Origin of the sequence: Psychromonas arctica (assembly GCF_038155225.1) — a bacterium.
Classification (GTDB): domain Bacteria; phylum Pseudomonadota; class Gammaproteobacteria; order Enterobacterales; family Psychromonadaceae; genus Psychromonas; species Psychromonas arctica_B.
The window spans coordinates 1-25,466 of sequence record NZ_JBAKBA010000004.1 but is presented as its reverse complement, the minus strand read 5'-3'; the positions used below and the strand labels follow the sequence as shown (position 1 = coordinate 25,466).

The following is a 25,466-nucleotide window of genomic DNA, read 5'->3' as shown; positions in this document are numbered from 1 at the left end:
GGAAATTAACTGATGGATATTGATTTAATAACAAATATTTTATACGCCATGATCATGACAGGCACACCACTTTTATTGGTGGCTTTAGGTGAAATGGTGTGTGAAAAAAGTGGCGTGTTAAACCTAGGCCAAGAAGGCATGATGTTGATGGGCGCGGTCGCTGGTTTTATCGCAATGTATCACACTGATAGTTACATTCTTGGTTTTGTATTCGCAATGCTAGTCGGCGTTGCTATGTCGCTTTTATTTGCAGTCATTGCATTACAACTTAACGCGAACCAAGTAGCCGCTGGGTTAGCACTCACTATCTTTGGCACAGGCTTATCTGCGTTCTTAGGTAATGATTATGAAGGTAAACAAATTTCTATTTTACCTTCACTGGCGATTGCTGAATTGCAGCATATTCCAATCATAGGCAAAGCTATTTTTGCACAGAATGCCATTGTCTATTTAAGTTGGGCATTAATTGTCGTTGTGTATTTATTTTTCCGTTACCACCGCCAAGGTTTATCGGTTCGTGCAGTAGGTGAAGATCCAAGTGTCGCGAGTAACTTAGGTTTACCAGTTATGTTGATTCGTTATTTATCTGTTGCCTTTGGTGGCGCTATGGCGGGGTTAGCAGGTGCTTACTTATCGATTGCTTATACGCCAATGTGGACGGAAGGTATGGTTTCAGGTAAAGGTTGGATTGCACTGACTTTAGTGGTATTTGCAAGCTGGCGTATTGAACGCATCATTTTAGGCGCTTATCTGTTTGGTTTTGCAAGCATCATGCACCTCGTTGCACAGGGCTTAAACTGGGATATTTCATCTAACTTATTAGCGATGATGCCGTACATTGCAACGCTAGTTGTGTTAGTCATGTTAAGTCGAGATAAACAACGCTTGAAGTTGTTTGAACCGATGGCATTAGGTAAACCATGGCATAGGAGTAGTTAACCTCGCGAGGTTGGTAATCGCTTACTTTTTTTATTTAATAGAAAGTATTGGCCGTTGTTATGGCGATAGCAACGGCTTTTTTTATGCTTTTTATTAGTGCGGGATCTAGTGTTTAGAGTTGAATTCGTCTGCGCTCATCCGGTCAGTTTGATATTTATTATCAGTGTTTTCGCCCTATCGGCGACTTTACTTTCCTTTGAATGGCCAAAAGGAAAGTAAGCAAAGGAAAGGCCAACTGAGTAAAAAAATTTTGACTTTGGGGCGCTGACTTTAGTCTGCATTCTTTGCTTTTGTGTGTTTATTTTTGCTTCGTATACTTCACGTAAGAAATCATACTTTTTAAGCTTAATTTACTTTGAGTTGGATTCGTCTGCGCTCATCCGGTCAGTTTGATATTTATTATCAGTGCTTTCGCCCTGTCGGCGACACGTCTTTCTTTTATCAGAAAAGAAAGGCGGCAAAGAAACTGACACCGAATCGTTTTCTAATCCAAATAATAAATTGCTTTTATAACGCACCGGCTCTTACGGCACATCCATGTGCCAAACGAGCCTAATCCAAACATCCTGTTTGGCTTTGCTAAAAGCAATTCATTATTTGGGAAAACTAGACGGCGGAATTGTTCGTCCACATTGAGCAATGTTTTATGCTTTGCTTTTACCCTTTTATGAAAACCTAAGATATGCACTCAAACGATGCTATTACCAATCTCTGTAAAATACCTTTGAATTTGGGCCGCTGACTTTACTCTGCATTCTTTGCTTTTGTGTGTTTGTTTTTTCTTCTTCTACTTCACGTGGAAACCATACTTTTTAAGCTTAATTTAATTGCGTTGGATTCGTCTGCGCTCATCCGGTCAGTTTGATATTTATTATCAGTGTTTTCGCCCTGTCGGCGACTTTACTTTCCTTTGAATGGCCAAAAGGAAAGTAAGCAAAGGAAAGGCCAACCGAGCGTTTTCTAATCCAAATAATAAATTGCTTTTATAACGCACCGGCTCTTGCGGCACATCCATGTGCCAAACGAGCCTAATCCAAACATCCTGTTCGGCTTTGCTAAAAGCAATTGATTATTTGGGAAAACTAGACGGTGGGATTGTTCGTCCACATTGAGCAATGTTTTATGCTGATTTTAGCCTGTTTGACAAAAACTTAAGCTCACTCTCTACAGAATAAATATATTTCTGTATTTACGTCGTAAATGTAGAACAATTCTGTCTATCCAGATGATGAAGGTTTTAGTTTTATTTTTAACTTTTTGATTGGTTTATTTATTTTTAGTACTCTACTGTCAAATTTAAATAAAATAGAGCGTTCTGTCTATCCGCCGGAAATACGGAATGATTCTACTTAATTACACTGTTATAAGTAAATTATGAACATAGATGACTTTATAAATATCATTACATCAACATACACATCTCTCGGTGGGGCTGCTGTTGTTCTTGTTGCCTTATCTGCTTGGCTAGGTAAAGTATGGGCAGCAAGAATCCTGCAAAAAGAAATAAGCAAGCATTCTGAGAATATAGCAAAATTGCAAGTTGAATTGGATTCATTAAAACAAAAGGATATCACTCGTCATAATGATAAGCTCGCTACATATAGGACTGCAATCAACCTTATTTGTGAACTTCTAAGTGAGTTTGAATCAGTCGCTTTAGAAAAAAAAAGCTCTATCTCCAGCGAAGTAGAGGAAAATTTCTCTATAAATAGAAATATAATTTATGGAAATATTTCTCTCGTATCTAGTCAAAATGTAATGAACAAATACAACGACATAATCGATTATTTTATACCTATAATGTATGAGGGAAAACCGTTATTATGGGAAGATATGAGAGGTAAAGTTGATATTCTACTTAATGAGATGCGTACTGATTTAGGAATTACTGATGGGACGGTAATTTATCAAGGTGTGCGTTAACTTATAACAAAGCAAATCACCAGACGCATTACGGTTGTCCCGGTTTTTGCTAAAAACAACAAGCCAGCAAAAATAGCGCCAACCTACGCGCAAGTATTTGCGGCGTTAGCCGTCTCTCAAAATTGGAGTATATTCAACGTGAGTTTGGAATTTTTATCAGATTGGAAATTTTGGTCTTTTACTGTCGCTTTCGCTGCTTTAATTTTATCTCAATTACCACCAATAGCCCTGTGGTTTAAAAAAGCTAAACTAGATTTGGAGTTATATTCACGAGTCCACCTAACTCACAAAGTTGGGAATCCTAATGTTCAAATGCATATGATCTTAAGAAATACTGGAGGACGAAACGTTAGAATTAAAGCAATTAATATAGATATAGAAAGAGATAGGAAATTAGTTGATTCGCTAGAAGCTCAAAACTATTTACCAGACCCTTTGAACAACCAAAGCGTTTTACTTACTAGTTTTTCGCTTGCTCCTAATGATGAGTGGTCAAATAGAGTTAACTTATTAAATTTCTTCGATAGAGAGGAAGAAAAATCATATAAAAATTCAGAACAAAAACTCAGAGAAGAAATAGTACGATTAAGAAAAGATTTAGCTGATAATGATAAATCGAATGTTGAGGTTACAGATGTGTTTGTTCAACCGTTTATCGACTTCTTCGAGAAAAAATTTATATGGCAGCCAGGAGACTATAAATTTCACATTAATATTACGACACTTAATGAAGATGCAGATCTTAAAAAATCATTTAGGTTTATATTATTTGAATCACAATCAGATGATTTAAAGTCTTACGTCAAAGACTTTAATATAGGTGCTGGGATAATGTTAGATTCAAATGATCATACTGGTGTATTAGTTCAGGTTGAAGAAAAAGACGGCTAATCGGGTAGCCGCAGGTATCTAACCTCCAGCCCCCACACCACCCTGCATGCGGCTCCGCACAGGGCGGTTCATCTTATGATGAATAGTGAATATTAATCCACAAATCCTTTAATGACACCAATCCTTGTCCTGCTAAAAATTCATTGCTGACCGTACTATTGAGCCCTTTGGTTTTCGAACTACGACAAGGGCTTTTACTTGTACTTTTTATAAATCTACTAGTACAAGAGATAGCTAAACCGCTACTGACACCAAGTTTGATCAATGCTCTCACTTTCGTCCGTGGTTTTAGCCATTGCCACCAATTTTATTGACGAGAAAGACATACGTAATAGACGGTGGATCCAATGATCAAGTTCAATCATCAATTGGTAGCCTTTGACAATCATTTATGAAAATCTAAAAATATAAATTCGAACGGGACTATTACCAACTTAGCAAAACGGCTTTGACTTTGGGGCGCTGACTTTAGTCTGCATTCTTTGCCTTTGTGTGTTTATTTTTCCTTCGAATGCTCCACACGGGGATACAGAGCTTTTAACTTTTAATGTATTTTTTTGAGTTGAATCTACCAGACAAAGAAGGCGGTAAAGAAACTGATACCGGTTGTTTTGTCTATCTACCGGAGATAGAGAATGATTTTAATTAATGACACTGTTATATGCCGTAATGGTATCGCAGTTGAGCAATTAGAATAGTTTCATCTTTGTATTTATAAACGATTCTGTGCTCATCATTAATGCGACGTGACCAATATCCAGATAGTCCATGTATTAAAGGTTCTGGTTTTCCAATTCCTTCATTTGGACTTCGTTGAATATCTTTAATCAGTAAATTTATGCGTTTCAATATTCTTTTATCGGTTGTTTGCCAATATAAATATTGTTCCCAAGCTTTAGTTGAAAAGGTGAGCTTCATTCAATAAGCTCTCGTTCTGTTCCATTGCCAGCTTCAAGTTCAGCAATTGAATCAAGTAGATGTATTGCGTTAGCAGGAGATCTCAGTAAATATGTGGTTTCTTCCATTGCGTTATAGTCTTCTAAAGACATCATCACAACGGGAGCTTCACTCTTACGAGTAATAATTATTGGAGCATGATCATTACAAACATGCGCCATTGTGTTTGCTAAATTTGCTCTAGCTGCTGTATAGCTTATTGCATCCATGGTTAACTCCAATCTGTTCATGTACGTTAATTTGTACATGTTAGTTTAATGGCATATAGCAAGTCAATTCAACTAAAACAAAACTGCGGCATCGCTATACGATTATAGCCCTCTGGTTTTTCCAGTTAATATTACGAAGGGGCTAATGTGGAACTATTGAAACGTAAAACAGAAAAATGATTTGAAAATTAAGGGTATATTACAATAGTTGAAAACTATCAAAGCAAACCCATGTACTCAAATGTTGTCCCGTATATAAAATGTATAATAAGGTAGCCGGAGGTATCTAACCTCAAGCCCCACACCACCCTGCATGCGGCTCCGCACAGGGCGGTTCATCTTATGATGTATAGTCTATAATATAATTTTTCGCCCAGCAGCAACTAAGGTTTAATGAAAAAAATGAAAGACCATATGCATAGTAGTGGGATAAGTGAGTTCATAGAGATCGCAATAGATGCAACTATCATTATTAGTGAGCATGGTATCATCACTCACACTAACCTTAGAGCTGATAAATTATTTGAATATCCTACTGGTGAACTAATAGGACAACCAATAGAGGTCTTGGTACCAAACCAATATCGTCATAAACATGCATCACTTCGTCAATCTTTCTTTGATAATCCAACCATACGTGAAATGGGCAAGTATGTTGATTTAACTGCAAAAACTAAATTGGGTAATGATATTCCAGTGAGTATTGGCTTATCACCATTTCAAGGTGTTGAACAACAGTTCCAAGTTTTGGTCTCTATTCGTGATAATGCGATGCTGCATGAGGCCAAAGCACGTATTGATGATTATATTTCTGAAATACGAAATATTACTGAAACCGCTATAGATGCAATTATCACTATGGATGATGACTCTACTATTTTATCTTGGAACAATGCAGCGACTCATTTATTTGGTTATACAGAAGAAGAAGCCATAGGTCAGTCCGTCAGCATCATCATTCCGAAAAATATGCGCAAAAGTCATTTTAATGGTGTTGCCAATATATCTAGCGAGAAACAAAGTAAAATAATTGGAAAAACGGTGGAGGTTGAAGGCTTACGAAAAAATGGAGATACCTTTCCTCTTTCGCTATCAGTCTCAAATTGGGTGAGTAAGCGCGGTCGTATTTTTTGTGGGATTCTACGAGATATTAGTTTAAGAGTCGAAGCAGAAAAAAAAATTACTGAGCAAAATAAACAATTACAGTTAATTTCTGTCACAGATCCTCTTACGGGCGCATTTAATCGTAGACAGTTTGATTTAGTTGGTAATGAAGAGTTTGCCAGATGTAGAAGAGGTGCCAAGCCTTATACTATTTTAATGCTAGATATTGATCACTTTAAAGTTATTAATGATATTTACGGTCATGCCCTTGGCGATGAAGCAATAATAGAAACGGTATCAATCATCAAACAAACCATTCGCCAACAAGATAGTTTATTTAGGTTAGGAGGTGAAGAGTTCGCCATCATTTTACCTGAAACAAGTTTGACCTCTTCTCAAAAGTTAGCTCAACGAATAAGAGTTTCTATTGAAAACATTGAAATACATACAGCCCTCGGTAACATTAAATACACTATTAGCATTGGGGTTGCTGAGTTTTCTGCAAGGGATGAAAATATTACCACAACGTTGAAACATGCAGATGAAGCGCTGTATAAAGCAAAATCATTAGGAAGAAATAGAGTTGAATAATTCTATAATACTTTTATAAGTCCACCAGAATAGTAAGAGCCGGTGCGTTATAAAAGCAGTTGGTTACTTGGAACAGAAAATGACTCTGTTAACCTTCCTTTGGTTTTTGTAGGTTTAGTTCCTTTCGTCAATCAAAGGAAAGTAATGCGCTGCAAGGGCGGAATACCAAAGCCTATCATTAACCTTAATGACTGGACGAACGCAAACGAGCTATACTAGATAGCAAAAAACCATTAACCAACCTTACTTTTTTTGCTTTGCAAAGCACTTAAATGAACTAAGTTATTTTGTAACTCTTTCCATTCTTTACCCTTTTGTTTCGGTTGTTCAACTTGTAAGCTTTGGTAAAGATCCACCAGCTGCCCTGCTATTGAAATAGCGACTTCCATTGGGAACTTACCCGAGACTTCTTTTAGGCCAACAGGACAGGTCATGCTTTGTACCTGTTTTTCTGTAAAACCTCTTTGCGCTAAACGATATTGGAATTTTTTTGCTTTAGTATCTGAACCGATAACACCAAGCCATAACGAATCGGCACGTTTAATAATCGCCTGAGTTAATGAAAAATCTAATTGATGATTATGAGTCAATATTAAAAATGCCGTATTTTTAGCGGCACTTTTTACTTGTTCAGTAGGTTCTTCATCTACTATTTTTTTCACGTTTGCTGGTACGTGCTCTGGGAATAAATCTGCACGGCTATCAATCCAGCGGACACGTATTGGAAGTTGAGCGAGAACCGGTATTAACGCTTGCGCGACATGACCTGCGCCGTACACATCTAATTGCATACTATCGCTAGCAAATACTTCAAACAATACAACGACCTGTCCACCACAACATTGGCCTAGATTGGCACCTAGTTGAAAGTTTTCAACTTGCTGACATGTTTCACCTTGTTCAATCAATTGGCGAGCCTGTTTAATCGCTTTAAATTCTAAATGCCCGCCTCCAATGGTGGCGTAAATATTATGTTCACTGACCACCATCTTCGTACCACTAGCACGAGGCGTAGAACCTGCAGTACTTAGTAGCGTTACGATCACATAGGTTTCTGTGCCCTGCTCAAGCTCTGTAGCCGCTTCTAACCAGCTATGGGCGTGTAAGCCTTGCGTTGAGATATTAAGCATCGCCTGTTCCTTTTTTATCAGTGCCTTGTTTCTCTGATTTTTGATCCTGTAACCAATCTTTCGCCACTTGTACTGCACCTAAAACACATTCAGCGGTAGCAGGTGTATTCAAGCTTGGTGCAAATTGATAGTCAGTGATACTCGCAACGGCATTACGTAATGCACTCCATACGCTGATCCCCAACATAAATGGCGGTTCACCGACGGCTTTAGATTTAAACACAGTGGTCGCAGGATTTTTTGAATCATAAAGCGTCACGTTAAATTCTGCAGGGGTATCACCAATCGCAGGTATTTTATAAGTCGCAGGTGCATTACTTGCTAACACGCCATTGTCATTCCAACTGAGATCTTCCGTTGTTAACCAACCCATACCTTGAATAAAGGCCCCTTCGATTTGACCAACGTCCAATGCTGGGTTAATTGAGTTACCCACATCATGCAATATATCAACACGTGTAACGGTATTTTCACCGGTTAGCACATCAATTTCGACTTCACTCAAGGCAATGCCGTACGCGTAATAAAAGAAAGGATGCCCTTCCGCTTTTTCACGGTCGTAGTAGATTTCTGGTGTTGCGTAAAACCCAGTAGAAGAAAGTGAAATACGGTTTAAGTAAGCAAGGTTAATCAACTCAGCAAAACTAATTTGACCTTTTTCATGGGTCAATTGGTTATCCACTAACGCTAAACTATCTGGTTTCACATCAAAATGTGTAGCTGCAAACTCAAACAATCTTTCTTTAATGGTATTGGCCGCGTTCAATGCTGCCATACCATTCAAGTCAGTACCGCTTGATGCTGCAGTAGGTGAAGTATTTGGGACTTTATCAGTGCGCGTTGCGTTGACTAAAATATATTGCATATCGATAGACAATGTTTGCGCGACTATTTGTGCAATTTTAGTATTTAATCCCTGTCCCATTTCAGTACCGCCATGGTTTACATGAACGGTTCCATCGGAATAGATAACAACTAATGCTCCGGCTTGGTTTAAATGTTGAACCGTAAATGAAATACCAAACTTAACAGGCGTTAATGACAAGCCTTTTTTGATAATAGGTGATGTTTTATTAAAGCTTTCAATGGCTGCTTTACGCGCCCAGTAATCGCTCTCTTGCTCCATTTGGGCGATCATATCTTGCAATATAAACTGCTCTACTTTTTGTTTATAAGGCGTTAAGTCACGCCCTGGTGCATACAGGTTTAATTTACGAATTTCTAACGGATCTTTACCGAGATAATAAGCGATATCGTCCACTAATTGCTCCGCCATGATCATGCCTTGCGGACCACCAAAGCCACGGAATGCAGTGTTACTAACCGTGTTAGTTTTACAACGATTACCATTAATGTGCGCATTAGGGTAATAATAAGCGTTATCAGCATGGAACAAAGCACGGTCAACAATCGCATCAGATAAATCTGGCGAATAACCACAATACCCATTGATATCGATATCAACACCTGTGATTAAACCGTTATCATCAAATCCAACTTGGTAAGTATTATAAAAAGGATGGCGCTTACCTGTGCTTTTAAAGTCATCACTACGTGCTAAACGAATTTTAACGCTACGACCTGTGTAATAAGCGGCTAAAGCAGCTAAACAAGCCCATGGTGCAGCTTGTGTTTCTTTGCCACCAAAAGCCCCACCCATTCGACGCATTTCGACAGTAATGTAGTTAAATGGTTGGTTTAATACTTTAGCGACTAAATGCTGAACCTCAGATGGATGCTGACTTGAAGATTGTATAAACATGCCTCCATCTTCTGTTGGTGTTGCAATACTTACCTGCCCTTCTAAATAAAAGTGCTCTTGACCACCCACATATAACTCACCACTCACTTGATGCGTTGCATCTTTAATCGCTTGTTGTGCATCACCTCTGTGTAGCGCATGTGGAGGACGAACCCAGCTTTTATTGGCAATGGCTTCTTTAATATCAATGACAGCGGCGGTCTCTTGGTATTCAATCGCGACTTTTCGGGCTGCAATACGTGCAGTTTGGTAACTCGTTGCAACCACTAACAAAATCGGTTGGCTATGATATTCAATGACGTCATCTGTTAATAAAATATCACCCGAAAAAACCGGACCAATATCATTTTTACCTGGAATATCTTGTGTACCATAAATAGCAACAACACCTTCAATTTGTAATGCATCGCTGGTATCGATTGATAATATCTTACCGCTACTAATCGTCGATAACACAGGGTAAGCGTGCAAGCTATTCACTTCCTCTGGTCTATCATCAATATAAGCCGCTTTACCAATAACTTGTTTTACGGCGCTTTCGTGTATGAAAGAGCTGCCAATTGCATTCTTCGTAGACCCACTTGGTTTATCTGTTTTAAAGTGACGCATGATTAATCCTTGTGTGAATAGCTGAAATAGAATGAATGGCAAGATCACTGTCTTGCTGCAATTGGATCTTCCCAGATCCTTGATACCAAATACGGTCGAATAAATTTCTACTCACTTGTAAACGATAAGCTGAAGAGGCTCTGACGTCAGACAATGGCTGAAAATCGACTTGTATTTGCAATGCTGCGTTTTGTAAGTTTTCTAAACTGAAGGTTTTTCCCTCTAATGCCTGCGCTACGTTTTTGGCTAATGCAGGTGTTGCCGCCATCCCCCCCATTGCGCATCGAACATCTTGCATTTTGTCGCCATCAAGTTGATAACTTAAAACTAAACACACCGCTGAAATATCATCTTCTATGCGTTTTGATATTTTGTGACAACTTAAATTAAATTCAGGATTACGTGTCGGAATATGAATGGCCACAATAACTTCGTCTTGTGCTAATTGTGTTTTTCGGTAATCAAGAAAGAAATCTTGTAATGGCATAATACGATTACCGCGAATGCTTTGTAATTCGAGGCTAGCGTTCAATGCAATAAATAATGGTGCAGGGTCGCCAATCGGTGAAGCATTAGCAATACTGCCGCCCAATGAGCCTGCATTACGAATTTGTAAAGAGCCTAAACGTTCAAATAATTCATGTGATTCAGGGTAAATCTCTGAGAATCTATCAAGGAATTCGCTGTAAGGGAGTGCGGCACCAATATGTAAACCTTGCTCATCTTCATTAAATTGCATCAATTCAGGACAATAACGTACTGAAATTAATTGGTTGTTATAACTGAGTCGTTGGCTAAATTCTACAGAGAGGTCAGTCGCGCCAGCCACAAATTGTGCTTTTGGATGTGAAGCTTTTAATTCACATAATTGCGATAGATTCTGTGGTAAATAAAAGTACTGTCCTTCTCTTTCGCTTGTTGTGTTTTCAATCATTGGTATTTTATTTAATGCTAAGTCTTTTTCTAAGGAAATAGTTAATGCTTGGACTTGTTTACTAAAGCGATGATCTTTGTGTGCAATATTTTGTGCAGCTTGGTTTTGATAGCTAAAACATTTTTCAGCGGCTTTTAAAATAGGTTGATAACCAGTACAACGACATAAGTTTCCGCCCAATGCTTGAATCACCTTTTCTTTACCTGGGTAAGTTTCAAAATTCATATATAAAGCGAATAAGCTCATAATAAAACCAGGTGTGCAAAAGCCACATTGTGAACCATGGCATTCAACCATTGCTCTTTGTACGGGATGAAGATCTTCAACTGCTGGATTCATTTTTGTGGTCAATGCTTCAACGGTTAATAAATGTTTACCGTGCAAGTTACCTACTAACATTAGACAAGCATTAATACTTTTGTAATGCCATTCGCCATTAATTAAGTCGCCAACCACTACCGTACACGCACCACAATCTCCAGAAGCACAACCTTCTTTGCTGCCTACTTTCCCCATATTGGTGCGTAACCAATCTAAAATGCTCAAACTTGGAGCAAATGCTTGTAACTTAACCATTTCGTTATTAAGTAAAAATTGAACCACGTAAACCTCTCTTTATTAACCAAGCCTTTATTACTAGGGGCTTAACGTTATTTCTTAGCTGACATTAAAAATATTTAAAACACTTTTGACCATTTGGTCAATACATTGCATTGCATACTATGTACCAACCTTTGATCTAGCACTCAAAAAAGCTATTTAATAAGGAATATCACGGGATTTTTTATCACTGGCGTTAAAACGAGCTAAATCTGATGAGTATTCTTCTGTCTGGTTTAACAAACTTAAATAGAAGTAAAAATGTTTTACAGAAAGTATTTAACAATAATGCGTGAGGATGGCGCTATTTTTGCAGTGATACTTTGTAATCGTATTACTATAAAATAACTATGCTGTTATACATTCTGTGTTGTTGAATATAAGAACTATATTAAACAACGAACAATATCAGAGATAAACAGTCCCTAAACAACTTTTAATACAAAACAAAAAGTCAAAATATTGGAGAAAGGAAGATGAAAAATATTTTCAAGATGTTGTGTTTAACACTTACTTTAGGTTTTTCTGCATTAAGCAATGCAGCAGAAGAACCATTAAAGATAGGTTTTGTTTACGTTAGTTCAACAGGTGAAGCTGGTTGGACTTACACGCATGATCAAGCAAGACTTAACTTAGAAAAAGTATTTGGTGATAAAATTAAAACAACTTTTATCGAAAATGTAGCAGAAGGACCTGATGCTGAACGAGTGATCACTCAATTAGCCCAAAGTGGACATAAACTAATATTTACGACTTCATTTGGTTATATGAACCCAACATTGAAAGTAGCAAAACGTTTTCCTGATGTGAAATTTGAACATGCAACAGGCTATAAACGCGCTAAAAATGTAGGGACTTATTTTGACCGTATTTATGAAGCAAGATACCTAACAGGTGTGGTGGCTGGTTATATGTCTAAAACCAATGTCATTGGTTACATCGGTGCATTTCCAATTCCAGAGGTAGTACGTGGAATCAATGCATTCACGCTAGGAGCTCAATCGGTTAACCCTGATATTAAAGTGAAAGTTGTTTGGGTAAATACTTGGTTTGATCCAGCAAAAGAACGTGAAGCAGCCAATAGCTTAATCGATCAAAAATCTGATGTAATTACATTCCATACTGATTCGCCAGCAGCAGTACAAGCCGCTGAAGATGCAGGTGTTTATGCGATTGCTTACCACTCAGACATGAGCGAATACGGACCAAAAGCTCAATTAACAGCAGCTGTACATAACTGGAATGGTTTTTACGAGCAACGTGTTCAATCTGTTTTAGATGGTACTTGGAAATCTGAAGACGTGTGGAAAGGGATTGCTTCTGGTATGACTCAATTAGCACCTTTCAACGAAGCTGTACCAAAAGATGTTGTCGCTAAAGTAACGGCACTATCAAACCAAATTGTTGACGGTACATTCCACCCATTTACTGGTCCAATTAAAGATCAGTCTGGCAAAGTAATATTGCCTGCAGGTGAAGTAATGAAAGATGGCGACTTATTACGCATGGACTACTACGTAGAAGGTGTTGATGGTAAGTTGAAATAATTAGAATACATCTAATGATATTTTAATCGTTTATTTGAACTCAGTGTCAATACGACCTGAGCTACATCAACGTGTTATAAATGAATAACCGTTAAAATAACTGATTATTAGGGGACTTTATTTCATGCTAAGTCCCCTACTTTTTATCACTTTATTAGCCCTGTAACTTATCCTGTAGAGCATTATTAATTTATGAAAAAAGTAATAAAAAAAAAACCTAAATCACGTGGTTCATTAGCTGATATACGTAAAGATAACTTATATCAAATTTTAACATCAGCAGAACAAGTTTTTGCTGAACGAGGTTATAGAGGCACGACGGTTGCTGCTATTGCTGAAGCTGTGGGCTTACCAAAAGCGAATATTCTTTATTACTTTAAAACCAAAGAAGGCCTTTATAAGGCTGTGATCAACCAGCTATTAAAGTTATGGATGAGCCACATGAATGAAATGAGTGCAGATTCTCATCCTAATGAAGCCTTGCCTAAATACATTTCTAATAAAATACGCCAATCAAAAGAGCACCCAAACGCGTCACGCATATTTGCAGCAGAAGTTTTACATGGTGCACATTATCTACGAGATTCACTACAAGCAGAATTAAAAGATCAATTTGATCAAACTTGCCAGGTATTTGATGCTTGGGTTGAGAAAGAATGGATGGACCCTATTAATTCAGAGCATTTACTGTTTATGCTTTGGTCTACAACACAAGCCTATGCCGATCATGGATTACAAATCAGTATTTTGATGGGTAAAGAACACTTAGATGAAGATGACTTTGAAAAAGGGATTAAACTACTCACACAAGTCACTTTAAAAGGCTGCGGTATCAAACCTCTTTAACTGAAATAATAGTTTACAGTGATCGCTTTTATTAAGCGTTTGTATCGATGGGTTTGTATTAATAGTTTTGTATTGAAAGCTTATATTAATGGTTTGTATTAATAGTTTTGTATTGAAAGTTTGTGTTGATGGTTTGTATTAATAGTTTTGTATTGAAATTTTTAATCACACCAATAACGATTTCAAAGATGGTTTATTACTAAGATATAGAACGTTACTAATGTGTAGCAGCGATTGAAAAGAAGTAAAAGCAACCTTACTGTTAGGTCTCTGATATGAATTACTAAAACAGTAAGGTGCTTTATATTAAACTTTATCTAACTTATCTTTTGTCTATCTTCAATATATCTTTAGCCTCTTTTGAGCTTACTTTTAACTTATCTTTAGCTTACTGCCGTTGGCATCAATTGCTTAGGAAGCCATAGTGCTATCTCTGGAAACATAATAATTAAGAATAAAATAAGCAACATTGGTAGCAGAATAATGCACACTTCTCTTAATACTTGAATAACATTCATTCCTCCAATCGATGCTGAAATTAATAAGCATAAACCGTAGGGGGGTGTTACCAATCCGAATGCGAGTGAAATGATACCAATAATTGCAAAAATAATAGGTGAAATATCAGCCTGTGTTGCTACCGGTAAAAGCACTGTTCCTAAAATAATAATGGTTGGTATCGCATCAATAAATAGACCAAAGAACAGGAATAAAAAGGCAATAACAAGCAATGTACCTAATTGTCCGAACTCCATACTGACCATAAAATCAATGATTAAACGTGGCACGTTATAATAAGCAAGCAACCATCCAAATACTGATGCAGTCCCTATCGCAAACAATGAAATTGAAGCAAATCGACCTGTATCGTAAAGGATAGGTCCAACATCACGCGGCTTAACTGTTTTATAAACAACCATGCCTAAGAATAGAGAATAACCTGCTGCAATAATGGCACTTTCAGTTGGTGTTACTATGCCAGCCACAATACCGTAAATCACAAAGACAGGTGTTAGCATCGCCAATGCAGCCCCTTTAAATGCTTTAAAAGCCATTTTAAAAGTAGGTTTTACAGTGATTGGGTAGTTATAAACTTTTGCGTAACCGTAAACAGTCGCCATTAATGAGAAACCAATTAACAGCCCCGGTATAGCGCCCGCTAAAAACAACGCGCCAACAGAAACTTGCATGACTCCACCCCACACAATCATCAATATACTAGGCGGTATTATTACACCCATTACTGACGAACAGGCGGTAATGGCAATGGCAAAACGTCTATCATAACCTTCGTTAATCATGGCAGGGATTAAGATTTTCCCACAACCGGCAGCATCAGCAGTTGATGAACCAGAAATACCAGCAAATAACATAGAAACAGCGACATTTACATGGCCTAAACCACCAGGCATCCATCCTGTTAGTACTCGCGCTAAATCAATTAATTTATCGGTTATTTTCCCGGAATTCATTAAATTGGCGGCTAATAAAAAGAAAGGAACAGCCAGTAAAATAAATGAGTTATACGACTGAAACATTCTATCGATAATGATAAAAGGAGTCAGTCTAATATCTAAGAATACGACGGGAAGTGTTGCAAGCCCTAATGCAAATGCAATCGGTACACGCAATATAACTAATAAAAGAAAGCAGCCAACGAGTAACGCACAGGCTACTCCAGTAGTAAGAATCATTGCGTTATCCCTTTGCTTGATTTGTATATTTGAAATGCTTCTGCAAATTTAAATAGAGAAAAAACACACCATAATAGCCCTGCAAATGGCACGGTAATATGGGTGATTAATAAGTTTGCGTTCATCATGACTGAATGTTGGATACCGCCAAATTTTGCATAATCGATACCATACCAAGTAAACATGGCACCAAACCCGCCCACTAATAAGTACACAATTGAACGTTGAATTAACAAAATTAATGGATTTGAACTGTCAGGTAATACTTGAACATCAAAATGTGTGTTATCCCAAACGGCTAACACTGAACCAATCATCACTACCCATACAAAAATAAAGGTCGCTAATTCTTCAGTCCAAAGATAAACAGGTATGATACCTGTATATCTAGCAATAACCTGCATTGCAACTGGGATGACTAATGCACCCACTAATATTGTTAGAGTTACTTTTAGTACCGTGCAAAGCAACTCTAAGCCTCGTTTAATCATGGGTAACCTCAAAGAAGAAATTCGTTTATAAAGGGGAGATAACTACGTGATCTCTATTTGGATCACGTAGAGTTATTACTTATTAAAGTGTTAACAGTTTAATTAGGCGGCCTGTAGTTCAATGCCATTTAATTAAAAAGTGAGTCTTAACTACTTTAATAAAATCATTGTTACCGAGGTAACTATTGTTAATATTGCTGTTGTTAATTTAACTGTTACTTACTGCGAATCGCTTCAAGTAATTCAGTTGCATTAATACTTGCAGCAAATTTATCTTGAACAGGTTTAACAATCGTTAATAATTTTTCACGATCAGCAAACTCTGCAACTTGAATCTGTCCAGCATCAGCCATTTGCTTCAATTTAATACCGTCTTCACGTGTTTCTAACTCACGACCAAAATCACCCGCTTCTTTACCTGCTTTTTTGATAGCAGCTTGAAGTTTTTCAGGCAGTTTACGGAAGCTTTTACCACTGAATACAATAGGACGTACTGTAATAGTGTGACTTGTTAAGGTAACGTTTGGTGCAACTTCATAAAATTTCAGATTCTGGATACTAGCGGCTTCATTTTCTAGACCACTAACAACACCTGTTTGTATTGCGTTGTACACTTCATTGTAAGAAATAGCAGAAGGTGCTGCGCCGATAGCAGCAAAGATTTGCGCTTGGATAGGTGCGCCCATTACTCGCATTTTGTGTCCTGCTAGCTCATCCATATTACTGATGCGTTTACTTGAAATAAGGTTACGTGTACCACCGCCTGCATAACCAACAATTACAATATCAGCTTTGTCAGAAAGTTCTTTTTCAAGTGGTGCTAATGTGTCGCTTGAAAGCACTGTGTTCCAATGGTCTAAATCACGAAATAGAAAAGGCATGTCCATTAATGGAATTGAAGGTGCAAATCTTGCCATGTTAGAAGGTGCCAATATCGTATAATCAATCGCTACGCCTTGGTTTAAAAAAGTAACGTAATCTTTTTCAACGCCTAATTCACCATTTAAACGTAAATCAAATTCAACATCACCATCGTAATACTGCTCAACTAACTCACCAAATTTAACCATTGTTTTAGTAAAAGTATGATTACCATCGAACATACTAGCGCCACGAAGTGTTTCCGCGTTTACTGATGTTGTTGATACAGCTAATGCAGCAAACGTTGCACAAGCTACCGTAGTCTTAATGACTTTTTTAAATTTTTGACCAAATAACATAACTTTTCCTTGTTTATTTTTTCATATTGAAAGTATTAAGTAGTACAAAATAAACGTTAAATACACAAAATAATAAATATGTGTAAGTGCTTAATATTACTGATACTTATTACGGGATAATGACACTTTCCAATAATAAATTACTACAAACTTAACGACATTTAAGTCTGTTTTTTTAAAGTAAAATTAACATTTATTAAACAGCTACTTTACAAAACAAAATGAGTATAGAGTTTATTTTGGTAGGACCAAAGGATAGGGATCACAGTTAATTGATCGGAGTATTTTCTCGACCAATTATGAGACACCAAACAAGATAAAATCTCAAGTAATTGATAAATAGATATTTAATTATATTTTAATAATAAGAAACTAACATAAACAAGTAATTGGTAGACCAATTAATGGATTTTTGTGATCAAATTCATTTTTATAAACTATCAAAAAAATTGAATATGCTAGATAATTTACTCAATAAGAAATTTAAATTATTTAACTTTTTTATCGATGCAATAACAGAGGGCCATCAACTTATAAAATAAGAAGATCATATGTCGGTGATAACAGGTTTATAATGGTATGTTTGAGATCATGACCTTTATTAAACTTACAATATACTCAAGCAAAACAGCTCATCGTATTCAATAGCAACATCATTAAGTACGAATGATTAAGATATATAAATAGAACAGATGAACAAGGATTTATAAAGAAGCCATATTAATAACTATTTGGTAAATTTAAATTGATAAAATTTTGCACATTTACAAGTTAAGCAAATGTTAAACTTAACCTTTAATATCTATAAGTTACATTTTAAATGGTCATTGAAGTATTAAATAAAAAGAATAATAAGAACTGATATTACTTAAACCAATATTATTGGCTGATAAAGACTCAAATCTATACAAACTACAAACTTATAAAAATGCACTTAGCTTTTATATCTATTCTCTGTACTTAGCCTTTATATAAAAGTACAAAAAGCTAAGTAAGCTCACTATCAAGAAACTTAAAAGGTTTTGTAAACGATGAATTCGCCAAAACGCCTTTACCAAGAAATTGGTATCGCATTAAAAAAACGTATCTCTAGCGGAGAGTTTTCGATCGGTCAAAAGCTTCCTCCCGAACGTGAAATAGCACATATAATGAATGTCAGCAGAGCTGTTGTACGTGAGGCTTTGATTATGTTGGAGCTTCAAGAAATTGTAAATGTACGCAAAGGCTCTGGTGTTTATGTGACGCGTATTCCCTCTGACGAGATTAACTCACAAGGAGACCAGGCTGATGATATTGAAAATGAAGACAATGATGTTGGACCTTTTGAGTCACTGCAAGCACGACAGCTCCTTGAAAGTCGCATCGCAGAGTTTGCAGCCACACAAATAACCAAAAATGATATAGATAAACTCCGTCAAGCACTTGAAATGGAACGCCTAAATTTAGAAAATAATAGTAAAGATTATGACGGCGATGAAATGTTTCACATGGCGATTGCCGATGCGACACAAAATAGCGTGTTGAGTGGGATGGTCCACGACCTGTGGGTACAGAGAAATAATAGCCCGATGTGGCGACAACTGCATTTACACATTAACAATGAAGATTATCGTAAAGTGTGGTTGAAAGATCATGAAAAGATTTTAGCTAGCCTACAACGCAGAGATGCGGCGGGTGCGCGAGATTCAATGTGGCAACATTTAGAAAATGTGAAACAAACATTATTCAGTTTATCTGATATCGACCACCCTGATTTTGATGGTTACCTGTTCAGTACCAACCCTGTGATTAGTTATTAAGGTTTAGGTCTAGGTTTAAATTTAGATTTAATTTTAATTAATGACGCAGTACTGACCAAAAATGCTCAACCAAACGGTCAAAAAAAACCTAAAAAAATAAGTGGTCATCGATGTAATACTCGAGACCACTTACTTTATCTAGCTTATTTTACCTGACGACTTCGATAGAAACATAACTATAATTAGAGATGAAAATAGGATTTCGGTACTTAGATTAAGAGTGAATACCTAAGTTAATGTTTAATTGATACTGAAGTTCAGCTGAGGTCTAAATGACATAGATCTCATTTTAAATTCGACTTAAAAAATCTACCTCACATAAATGCTAATCCCATGATGGATTTATATGCCCTCTTTTCAAATTGTTTAATCAATCACATAAAATAATACAATATCACTATAGAGTGACTTTTCCATTAATAGAGATATGCGTAAGGGATTAAAATAATGAAGAAAATTTATTTAGGATTAGTGATAACAGGTTTATTAGCAGGTTGTGCCAATACTGCAGATACAACATCAAAAGTTGTTTCAACAACAAACTCTGTGGTCTCAGTCGCAACCGGCAGCAATCTAATTATCGATCCACAATTAACTCAGTTTAGAAGTAATAGTGGTAAAAGTGATGTTTGGAAAAAAAATGCAAATAAAAATAAAGGTCTAGGTGATGCTGGAAGCTCTAAAGATACAGCATTTGGTGAAGAAGGATCATCTCGTTTACGCTTTACGGCTGCGTCTGATGACTTTACTGCTCAACCTGGTTTAAGCCAAGAAGTATTCGGCTTACAACCTAATACAGATTATGAATTCTCTCTCTATTACAACGACAAAAAAGGTGACGAATCACCAACAGAACTAGTGTTTGGTGCAACAAGCGCATCTGGTCAATCATTAGCTACTAAAACAGTACATACCTCTGAACTTAATAACGCACCTAGAGGCGCAGTAAGAGATAGCTTCCGTCAAACATCGGTTAGCTTTAACTCTGGTGCAGATGTGTCAGTGACTGTTTATGCAAAACTACACATTGCAGACCTATCTAAAATTGATATGGATGGTGACGTTGCGAAGCAAACGGAAGTGCGTATCGATGAATTTAAATTAGCAAAAAAGTAGCTTTATTTTCTATCGATTAAATAACTAATTACCTAGTTATCTATTACATCAATAACGGGGTAAATATTATAGGGCAGCTACCTTAAGGTAGTTGCCTTTTTTTATTAAAAAAAATAATCATGCTTCCTAATGACTATTTTGGCTAGAAAGTAATAACGCGTAGTTAAAAGGTAAGTTCAAAATCAACTTTTGATTATTAACTTTGCATTGTAATTGCTGATATAAACTATCAAAACCAGAAAATAGTTGTGCTTTGGTTATTAAGTTTAAAACATCTAATTTTATCTCTTCATTTTTTTGACTCAGCTTTTCGCTCTTATCTTGGTCGCTATTTTTATTTAGGTTCACCGCATAAATAGTACATTCACCTTGATAATGTCGAGCGAAAACAAAACATTTATTTTCTGCGTACAATGTCAGATAACTCCCCACTTGAAGCTCTTTACGGTTTTTTCTTAATACGATTAATTGCTGATAAAAAATAAATAACTCACTGTTTATATCTAACTCATTCCACGGGAAACAACGTCGATTATCAGGATCTTGTCCTCCTTGTAACGCCACTTCAGTGCCGTAATAAAGACAAGGCACTCCAGGATAACTAAAGAGCAACATGCTTGCTGCTTTTAATCTCTGTTGATCTCCTGCTAATTGAGTTAGAAATCGCATTGTATCGTGGCTATCTAATTGATTAAGTTGTGCTAATTGATTCAACCATGGTATTTTACCACGGCTTTCAGCTAGCCAAATATCCAACTCTTGAGCATTGATGTCAATCGCATGGTAAGCAATATCTAACCCAGCAAAAAAGGCACGAATAGGATGGGCAAATCCATAATAATTCATTGCACCATCTTCTTGCTCTCCTTGCAGCCATTGAGTCGCCTCGTAAAAATGTTCACCAACAATATAAGCTTCTGGGTTAACTGCTTTAGCAGAGGCCCTAAAGGATTTCACATAGTGTGTATTATTATAAGCACCAACGCCTTCCCCTAGCATGTGGATAACATCAAAGCGCCAACCGTCAATATGATAAGGTGGTTTTAACCAATACTTTAAAACGGAAGACTCGCCTTTATAAATATAATGCTGCACATCGTGATTAAGAAAATTAAGCTTAGGTAATGTGTCTATACCATTCCAAGTAATATAACGCTCTTCTACATTAGATCCTTCTTCGTCGCATTCTTCTTCATGGCTACTTTGTTGAGTAAAAATATAATGATCTCGATAAGGGGAATCAGGATGTTTATAAGCACTATGTTCATCTGCTTGATAACGCCCAAACCAAGGATGCTCATAGGAAGTATGGTTAAACACCGCATCGAGTATTATTTTCATACCACGCTGATGTAGGTTGTCAGTTAATTGTGCAAACTCAGTATTACTACCGAAGTGTGGATCAATATTAAGATAATCCGTTGTATCGTATTTATGATTACTTGGAGAAGTGAAAATAGGATTAAGATAAAGTACGCTGATACCAAGGTGTTGTAAGTAATCAAGTTTGTTAGCTATTCCCTTTAAATCACCACCATAAAACTCACTCGCTCCCGTTGACTGATGCCCAGCTTGTGCAACAGGCTCTCCCCATTTTTTAGCAATCACTCGATGTTCACCATTTTGATAAAGGTACTCATCTGTTTTGACAGCAATATCAGGATTTCCCTGACAAAAACGATCTGGAAAAATTTGATAGAAAACCTGTGATTGAACCCATTGAGGAGGACGATGTTGGGCATTGTATTTGAAGTGGCTTTCTAACCCAGGAACACGATTAACAGTACCAGCAGCACTTAACCAAATCTGATTTTTATCCGTTAAACACTTTATCGCATAATAAGTATTATCAACATGCGTACTTAATGGGATACGCGCTTGATAAATAACGCCAAAATCAGATAAAAAAGACAGCTTAATTTTTTCACACTGAATTAATCTATCCTCATTGTTAGGCTCGCAACGAACAAAACAGGAATGGATCATCTTTGTCGGATCATTACATAGAAAGCGTATGATTAACTCATTGCCTTCTTGTTTTAGCCAATCATCGGTTTGGCCATGAAATAAGAACAATTTGGATGACAACATAATGACGCCTCTTTTATAAATACTCACGTAAACGCGCTTGTAAATACAACCATCGATTATAAGATGCCCAACAACTAAAGTTGAAAATAATGACAGGGTTAAGGCGATTAATTGAGCATTGTTATAGCCCCAATTTATACCTCTATCATTCACACATTCACAAAGTTCAAAGTTCACAGCTGCCTCTTGATCGTTAGCTGAAAACCAACTCTCCGTTGCAACTTTCGATAAAAACTAGCCATTGTCATCATGTTGCGCCTTGATTTGAAATCCAAGCTAACGACTGAACAAAATGCCTTGAACGGTAACGGGTATAAATAAAGATAGATGAAGAAGGGTAAATAAAAATATAACGAAGGAAACAGCATAGAAAGCATAATGGACTTAAACGAGTTAAGCCCACCTATCATTAATAACAATTACATCAACTAAAATATAGCATTAATACTGACGAATCTTTTTAACCATTGCACCCATCTTATCTGCTGCTTGCTTAATTTCTGGTTTATCCGCAACGGCGGCAATACCACAACGCCACCAAGACTCATAACCATGCGTCATACTTTTAGGCAGTACTTTTACATCAATCAATGTCGATACTGTTTGTTTTTTAGCATCAGCAATTGCGGCAATTAACTCTGCTTCGTTACGCACTGTATAGGTTACACAACCATAGCTTTCAGCATTTTTAGCAAAGTCGACAGGGACAGATTTACCGGTTAACTTACCTGTTTTAGCATCTCTAAAGCGGTTTTCTGTGCCAAAGCTACCCATACCGTTATCCATTTGCAGGTTATTAATACAACCAAAACTCATATTATCTAATAATACGATATTGATTTTAATCCCCTCTTGAATCGCCGTTTGTAACTCTGAGTGCAGCATCATATAAGACCCATCGCCTAATAAGGCATACACTGGCTGCTCTGGACAAGCGATCTTAGCGCCAATGGCTGCAGCAATTTCATATCCCATGCATGAATAACCAAACTCCATATGGTAGGTATCTTGTTGCTTAGGGCGCCATACTCTTTGTAAATCAGCAGGCAATGAGCCAGCCGCCCCTACCACAATGGCATCATCAGATAATTCCTGATTTAAAAGACCTAATACACGTGTTTGTAGTAATTTAGATTGTAAAACGTCTGCGTATTCATCAAGAATGGCATGGTCTAAATGTCCTTCAATTTCAGGTGAAAACTTAGTTTCTTCATAAGTTACATTATCTAAACGTGCAAGTTCATCAGCCCATGCGCTACGAGCAGTAGATATTTCATCTTTGTATTCAGAACAATACCCTTCTTTTTCTAACGCATCGGATAATGCATTAAGTGCTGCTTGAGCATCAGCAATAACGCGAATACCGTCGAGCTTATAAGCATCAAAGCTGGCAACATTAATATTTACAAAGGTCACCTCTTTATTTTGGTATTGAGACTTTGAAGCCGTCGTAAAGTCTGTCATACGTGTACCAACACCGATAATGACATCTGCATCTTTAGCTAAAATATTCGCAGAATAAGTCCCTGTTGCACCAATACCACCACAATTTAAATAATGGTCAAAAGGCACTGCACTTTTACCTGCTTGGGTTTCACCAAATGGAATATTAAACTTCTCAGCAAAAGCTTTAAATGCATCATGCGCTTCGGAATAACGCACACCGCCACCACAAATTAATAACGGCTTTTTCTTACCTTTAATCGCTTCAACTGCATCCGCTATCATAGCTTCAGAAGCGGGACGTCGCTCGATACGATGTACTCTTTTTTGAAAGAAATGCTCAGGGAAATCGTAGGCTTCACCTTGCACATCTTGAGGAAGAGAAATAGTTACCGCACCTGTATCAGCAGGATCAGTTAACACACGCATTGCATTAATCATTGCTGTCATTAATTGCTCAGGACGCATCACTCGGTCAAAATATTTAGAAACTGGACGGAATGCATCGTTCGTAGAAATAGAGTAATCATGGAATTGTTCAATTTGCTGGATAACCGGATCTGGCTGGCGTGAAGCATAAACATCACTAGGTAATAATAAAACAGGAATACGATTAGCAGTTGCCGTTGCCGCTGCAGTGATCATATTGGCACAGCCAGGTCCAACTGATGCACTCACTGCGTATATTTTCTTTCTTTTGTGCTGTTTCGCAAAACCAACAGCAATTTGTGCCATACCTTGCTCGTTACAACCTTGGTGCACAATTAAATCGCCAGGATCTTGCTCAAGCGCTTGCCCTAACCCAAGTACATTACCATGGCCAAAAATAGTAAACACACCGTGCACAAATTTTTCTTGCTGACCATCAACCTCAACATACTGTTGGTTTAAAAATTTTACTAAGGCTTGTCCGGTAGTTAATCGAAAGGTGTTCATATCTTTGCTCCAGGGTATTAATAGTTTTCACAAACCATTTAAAATATAAAAACGCAAAATAGAAAATAAATTTCAAAATATAATACATGATATTAATGAAATGAAAAGATTAATAGTGGTTTGATATAAAAGTGTTAAACCCATCATATTATATTAACAACCACGACAACAAATAAATTCAAGCCATTGTTTTATATATAAATATTAAAAATAAATAATATACTTAAAATTCAATAATTAACATAATCACTTATTAATCATAGAATAGAACACCATTAACAAAAATAAAGCACATTATAGAAACAGGTGTAACAAAAAATTAAAATAGAAAATATTTTTCACTTTATTTAATATTTAAAATAAAAACGAGTTCAGATAAATAAAATACCAAATAGATAAATGATCAAATAATCGTTGATCAAAGTATAAAGAGGAAAATTGATAATAAAAATGGATAGAAAAGACATGGTATATAAAGATAAAAATCAGGCGTTAAATATGGTCTATAAAATACATGAGGTTAAAATTATTGAAAGTGTTGAGATAGCTAACAGCGCTAAACAGGTCTTATACCAATGAAATTAAATAAGTGATCAGAGATTGCGCAGGAAAAATTAACACTAATAAGGCGTGA

General features: G+C 36.7%; 19 protein-coding genes. 8 read left to right on the top strand and 11 right to left on the bottom strand.

What is annotated here, in order from left to right; genetic code table 11:
* The first annotated feature begins 12 nt into the window (after positions 1–12).
* The 3 genes from V6255_RS02845 (at position 13) to V6255_RS02835 (ending at position 3,753) form a co-directional block, all read left to right on the top strand.
* Positions 13–939 (top strand): ABC transporter permease, encoded by a 927-nt coding sequence (locus V6255_RS02845; protein WP_341626786.1) that lies wholly within the window; start codon positions 13–15, stop codon positions 937–939.
* A 1,374-nt stretch (positions 940–2,313) separates the two neighbouring features.
* Positions 2,314–2,862, top strand: coding sequence for a hypothetical protein (locus V6255_RS02840; protein WP_341626785.1), 549 nt, complete (start codon positions 2,314–2,316; stop codon positions 2,860–2,862).
* Between the two features lie 138 nt (positions 2,863–3,000).
* Positions 3,001–3,753, top strand: a complete 753-nt coding sequence (locus V6255_RS02835; RefSeq protein WP_341626784.1) for a hypothetical protein — start codon at positions 3,001–3,003, stop codon at positions 3,751–3,753.
* A gap of 242 nt (positions 3,754–3,995) precedes the next feature.
* Here the strand turns inward: V6255_RS02835 and V6255_RS02830 are convergent, their stop codons facing one another.
* From V6255_RS02830 to V6255_RS02820, 3 genes are all read right to left on the bottom strand, one after another.
* Positions 3,996–4,118, bottom strand: a complete 123-nt coding sequence (locus V6255_RS02830) for a hypothetical protein (RefSeq protein WP_341626783.1) — start codon at positions 4,116–4,118, stop codon at positions 3,996–3,998.
* 292 nt (positions 4,119–4,410) lie between these two features.
* Positions 4,411–4,671: a Txe/YoeB family addiction module toxin gene (locus tag V6255_RS02825; protein ID WP_341626782.1), complete on the bottom strand. Its 261-nt coding sequence runs from the start codon at positions 4,669–4,671 to the stop codon at positions 4,411–4,413.
* Positions 4,668–4,919 (bottom strand): type II toxin-antitoxin system prevent-host-death family antitoxin, encoded by a 252-nt coding sequence (locus V6255_RS02820; protein ID WP_025564081.1) that lies wholly within the window; start codon positions 4,917–4,919, stop codon positions 4,668–4,670. Before V6255_RS02820 ends, V6255_RS02825 begins: the two co-directional genes overlap by 4 nt.
* Positions 4,920–5,321: 402 nt before the next feature.
* On the opposite strand from V6255_RS02820, the gene V6255_RS02815 reads away from it, so the two are divergent.
* Entirely contained in the window at positions 5,322–6,614 is a 1,293-nt protein-coding gene (locus V6255_RS02815) for a diguanylate cyclase (protein WP_341626781.1), read from the top strand.
* 233 nt (positions 6,615–6,847) lie between these two features.
* Here the strand turns inward: V6255_RS02815 and xdhC are convergent, their stop codons facing one another.
* From xdhC to xdhA, 3 genes are read right to left on the bottom strand one after another with little or no spacing between them, the layout of a single operon-like run.
* A complete protein-coding gene (gene xdhC / locus V6255_RS02810) occupies positions 6,848–7,744 on the bottom strand; it encodes a xanthine dehydrogenase accessory protein XdhC (protein ID WP_341626780.1) in 897 nt (298 codons plus the stop codon).
* Positions 7,737–10,115, bottom strand: a complete 2,379-nt coding sequence (xdhB, locus tag V6255_RS02805; protein WP_341626779.1) for a xanthine dehydrogenase molybdopterin binding subunit — start codon at positions 10,113–10,115, stop codon at positions 7,737–7,739. The genes xdhC and xdhB overlap by 8 nt, the downstream gene beginning before the upstream one ends.
* Positions 10,102–11,652 (bottom strand): xanthine dehydrogenase small subunit, encoded by a 1,551-nt coding sequence (gene xdhA / locus V6255_RS02800; protein ID WP_341626778.1) that lies wholly within the window; start codon positions 11,650–11,652, stop codon positions 10,102–10,104. Before xdhA ends, xdhB begins: the two co-directional genes overlap by 14 nt.
* Before the next feature lie 473 nt (positions 11,653–12,125).
* Between xdhA and V6255_RS02795 the strand changes: the two genes are divergently transcribed.
* Positions 12,126–13,196 carry a BMP family ABC transporter substrate-binding protein gene (locus V6255_RS02795; RefSeq protein WP_025564095.1) on the top strand — a complete coding sequence of 357 codons (1,071 nt, stop codon included), beginning with the start codon at positions 12,126–12,128 and terminating at the stop codon, positions 13,194–13,196.
* A 192-nt stretch (positions 13,197–13,388) separates the two neighbouring features.
* Positions 13,389–14,042 carry a TetR/AcrR family transcriptional regulator gene (locus V6255_RS02790; protein ID WP_341626777.1) on the top strand — a complete coding sequence of 218 codons (654 nt, stop codon included), beginning with the start codon at positions 13,389–13,391 and terminating at the stop codon, positions 14,040–14,042.
* Positions 14,043–14,425: 383 nt separating this feature from the next.
* On the opposite strand, the gene V6255_RS02785 is transcribed toward V6255_RS02790, so the two are convergent.
* The 3 genes from V6255_RS02785 to V6255_RS02775 all read right to left on the bottom strand — a co-directional run bounded on the left by V6255_RS02785 (position 14,426) and on the right by V6255_RS02775 (position 17,447).
* Positions 14,426–15,736 carry a TRAP transporter large permease gene (locus tag V6255_RS02785; RefSeq protein ID WP_341626776.1) on the bottom strand — a complete coding sequence of 437 codons (1,311 nt, stop codon included), beginning with the start codon at positions 15,734–15,736 and terminating at the stop codon, positions 14,426–14,428.
* Positions 15,733–16,227 (bottom strand): TRAP transporter small permease, encoded by a 495-nt coding sequence (locus V6255_RS02780; protein ID WP_341626775.1) that lies wholly within the window; start codon positions 16,225–16,227, stop codon positions 15,733–15,735. Before V6255_RS02780 ends, V6255_RS02785 begins: the two co-directional genes overlap by 4 nt.
* A gap of 215 nt (positions 16,228–16,442) precedes the next feature.
* Positions 16,443–17,447 (bottom strand): TRAP transporter substrate-binding protein, encoded by a 1,005-nt coding sequence (locus tag V6255_RS02775; protein WP_341626774.1) that lies wholly within the window; start codon positions 17,445–17,447, stop codon positions 16,443–16,445.
* 1,031 nt (positions 17,448–18,478) lie between these two features.
* On the opposite strand from V6255_RS02775, the gene V6255_RS02770 reads away from it, so the two are divergent.
* The gene (locus V6255_RS02770; protein ID WP_341626773.1) at positions 18,479–19,246 is read left to right on the top strand and encodes an FCD domain-containing protein; all 768 of its coding nucleotides are present in this window, start codon (positions 18,479–18,481) and stop codon (positions 19,244–19,246) included.
* 447 nt (positions 19,247–19,693) lie between these two features.
* A complete protein-coding gene (locus tag V6255_RS02765) occupies positions 19,694–20,362 on the top strand; it encodes a hypothetical protein (protein WP_341626772.1) in 669 nt (222 codons plus the stop codon).
* Positions 20,363–20,488: 126 nt separating this feature from the next.
* Here the strand turns inward: V6255_RS02765 and malZ are convergent, their stop codons facing one another.
* Both malZ and iolD read right to left on the bottom strand, forming a co-directional pair.
* On the bottom strand, positions 20,489–22,453 hold the full coding sequence (gene malZ, locus V6255_RS02760; RefSeq protein ID WP_341626771.1) for a maltodextrin glucosidase: 1,965 nt from the start codon (positions 22,451–22,453) through the stop codon (positions 20,489–20,491).
* Between the two features lie 441 nt (positions 22,454–22,894).
* Positions 22,895–24,832 (bottom strand): 3D-(3,5/4)-trihydroxycyclohexane-1,2-dione acylhydrolase (decyclizing), encoded by a 1,938-nt coding sequence (iolD, locus tag V6255_RS02755; RefSeq protein WP_341626770.1) that lies wholly within the window; start codon positions 24,830–24,832, stop codon positions 22,895–22,897.
* Between the last annotated feature and the right edge of the window lie 634 nt (positions 24,833–25,466).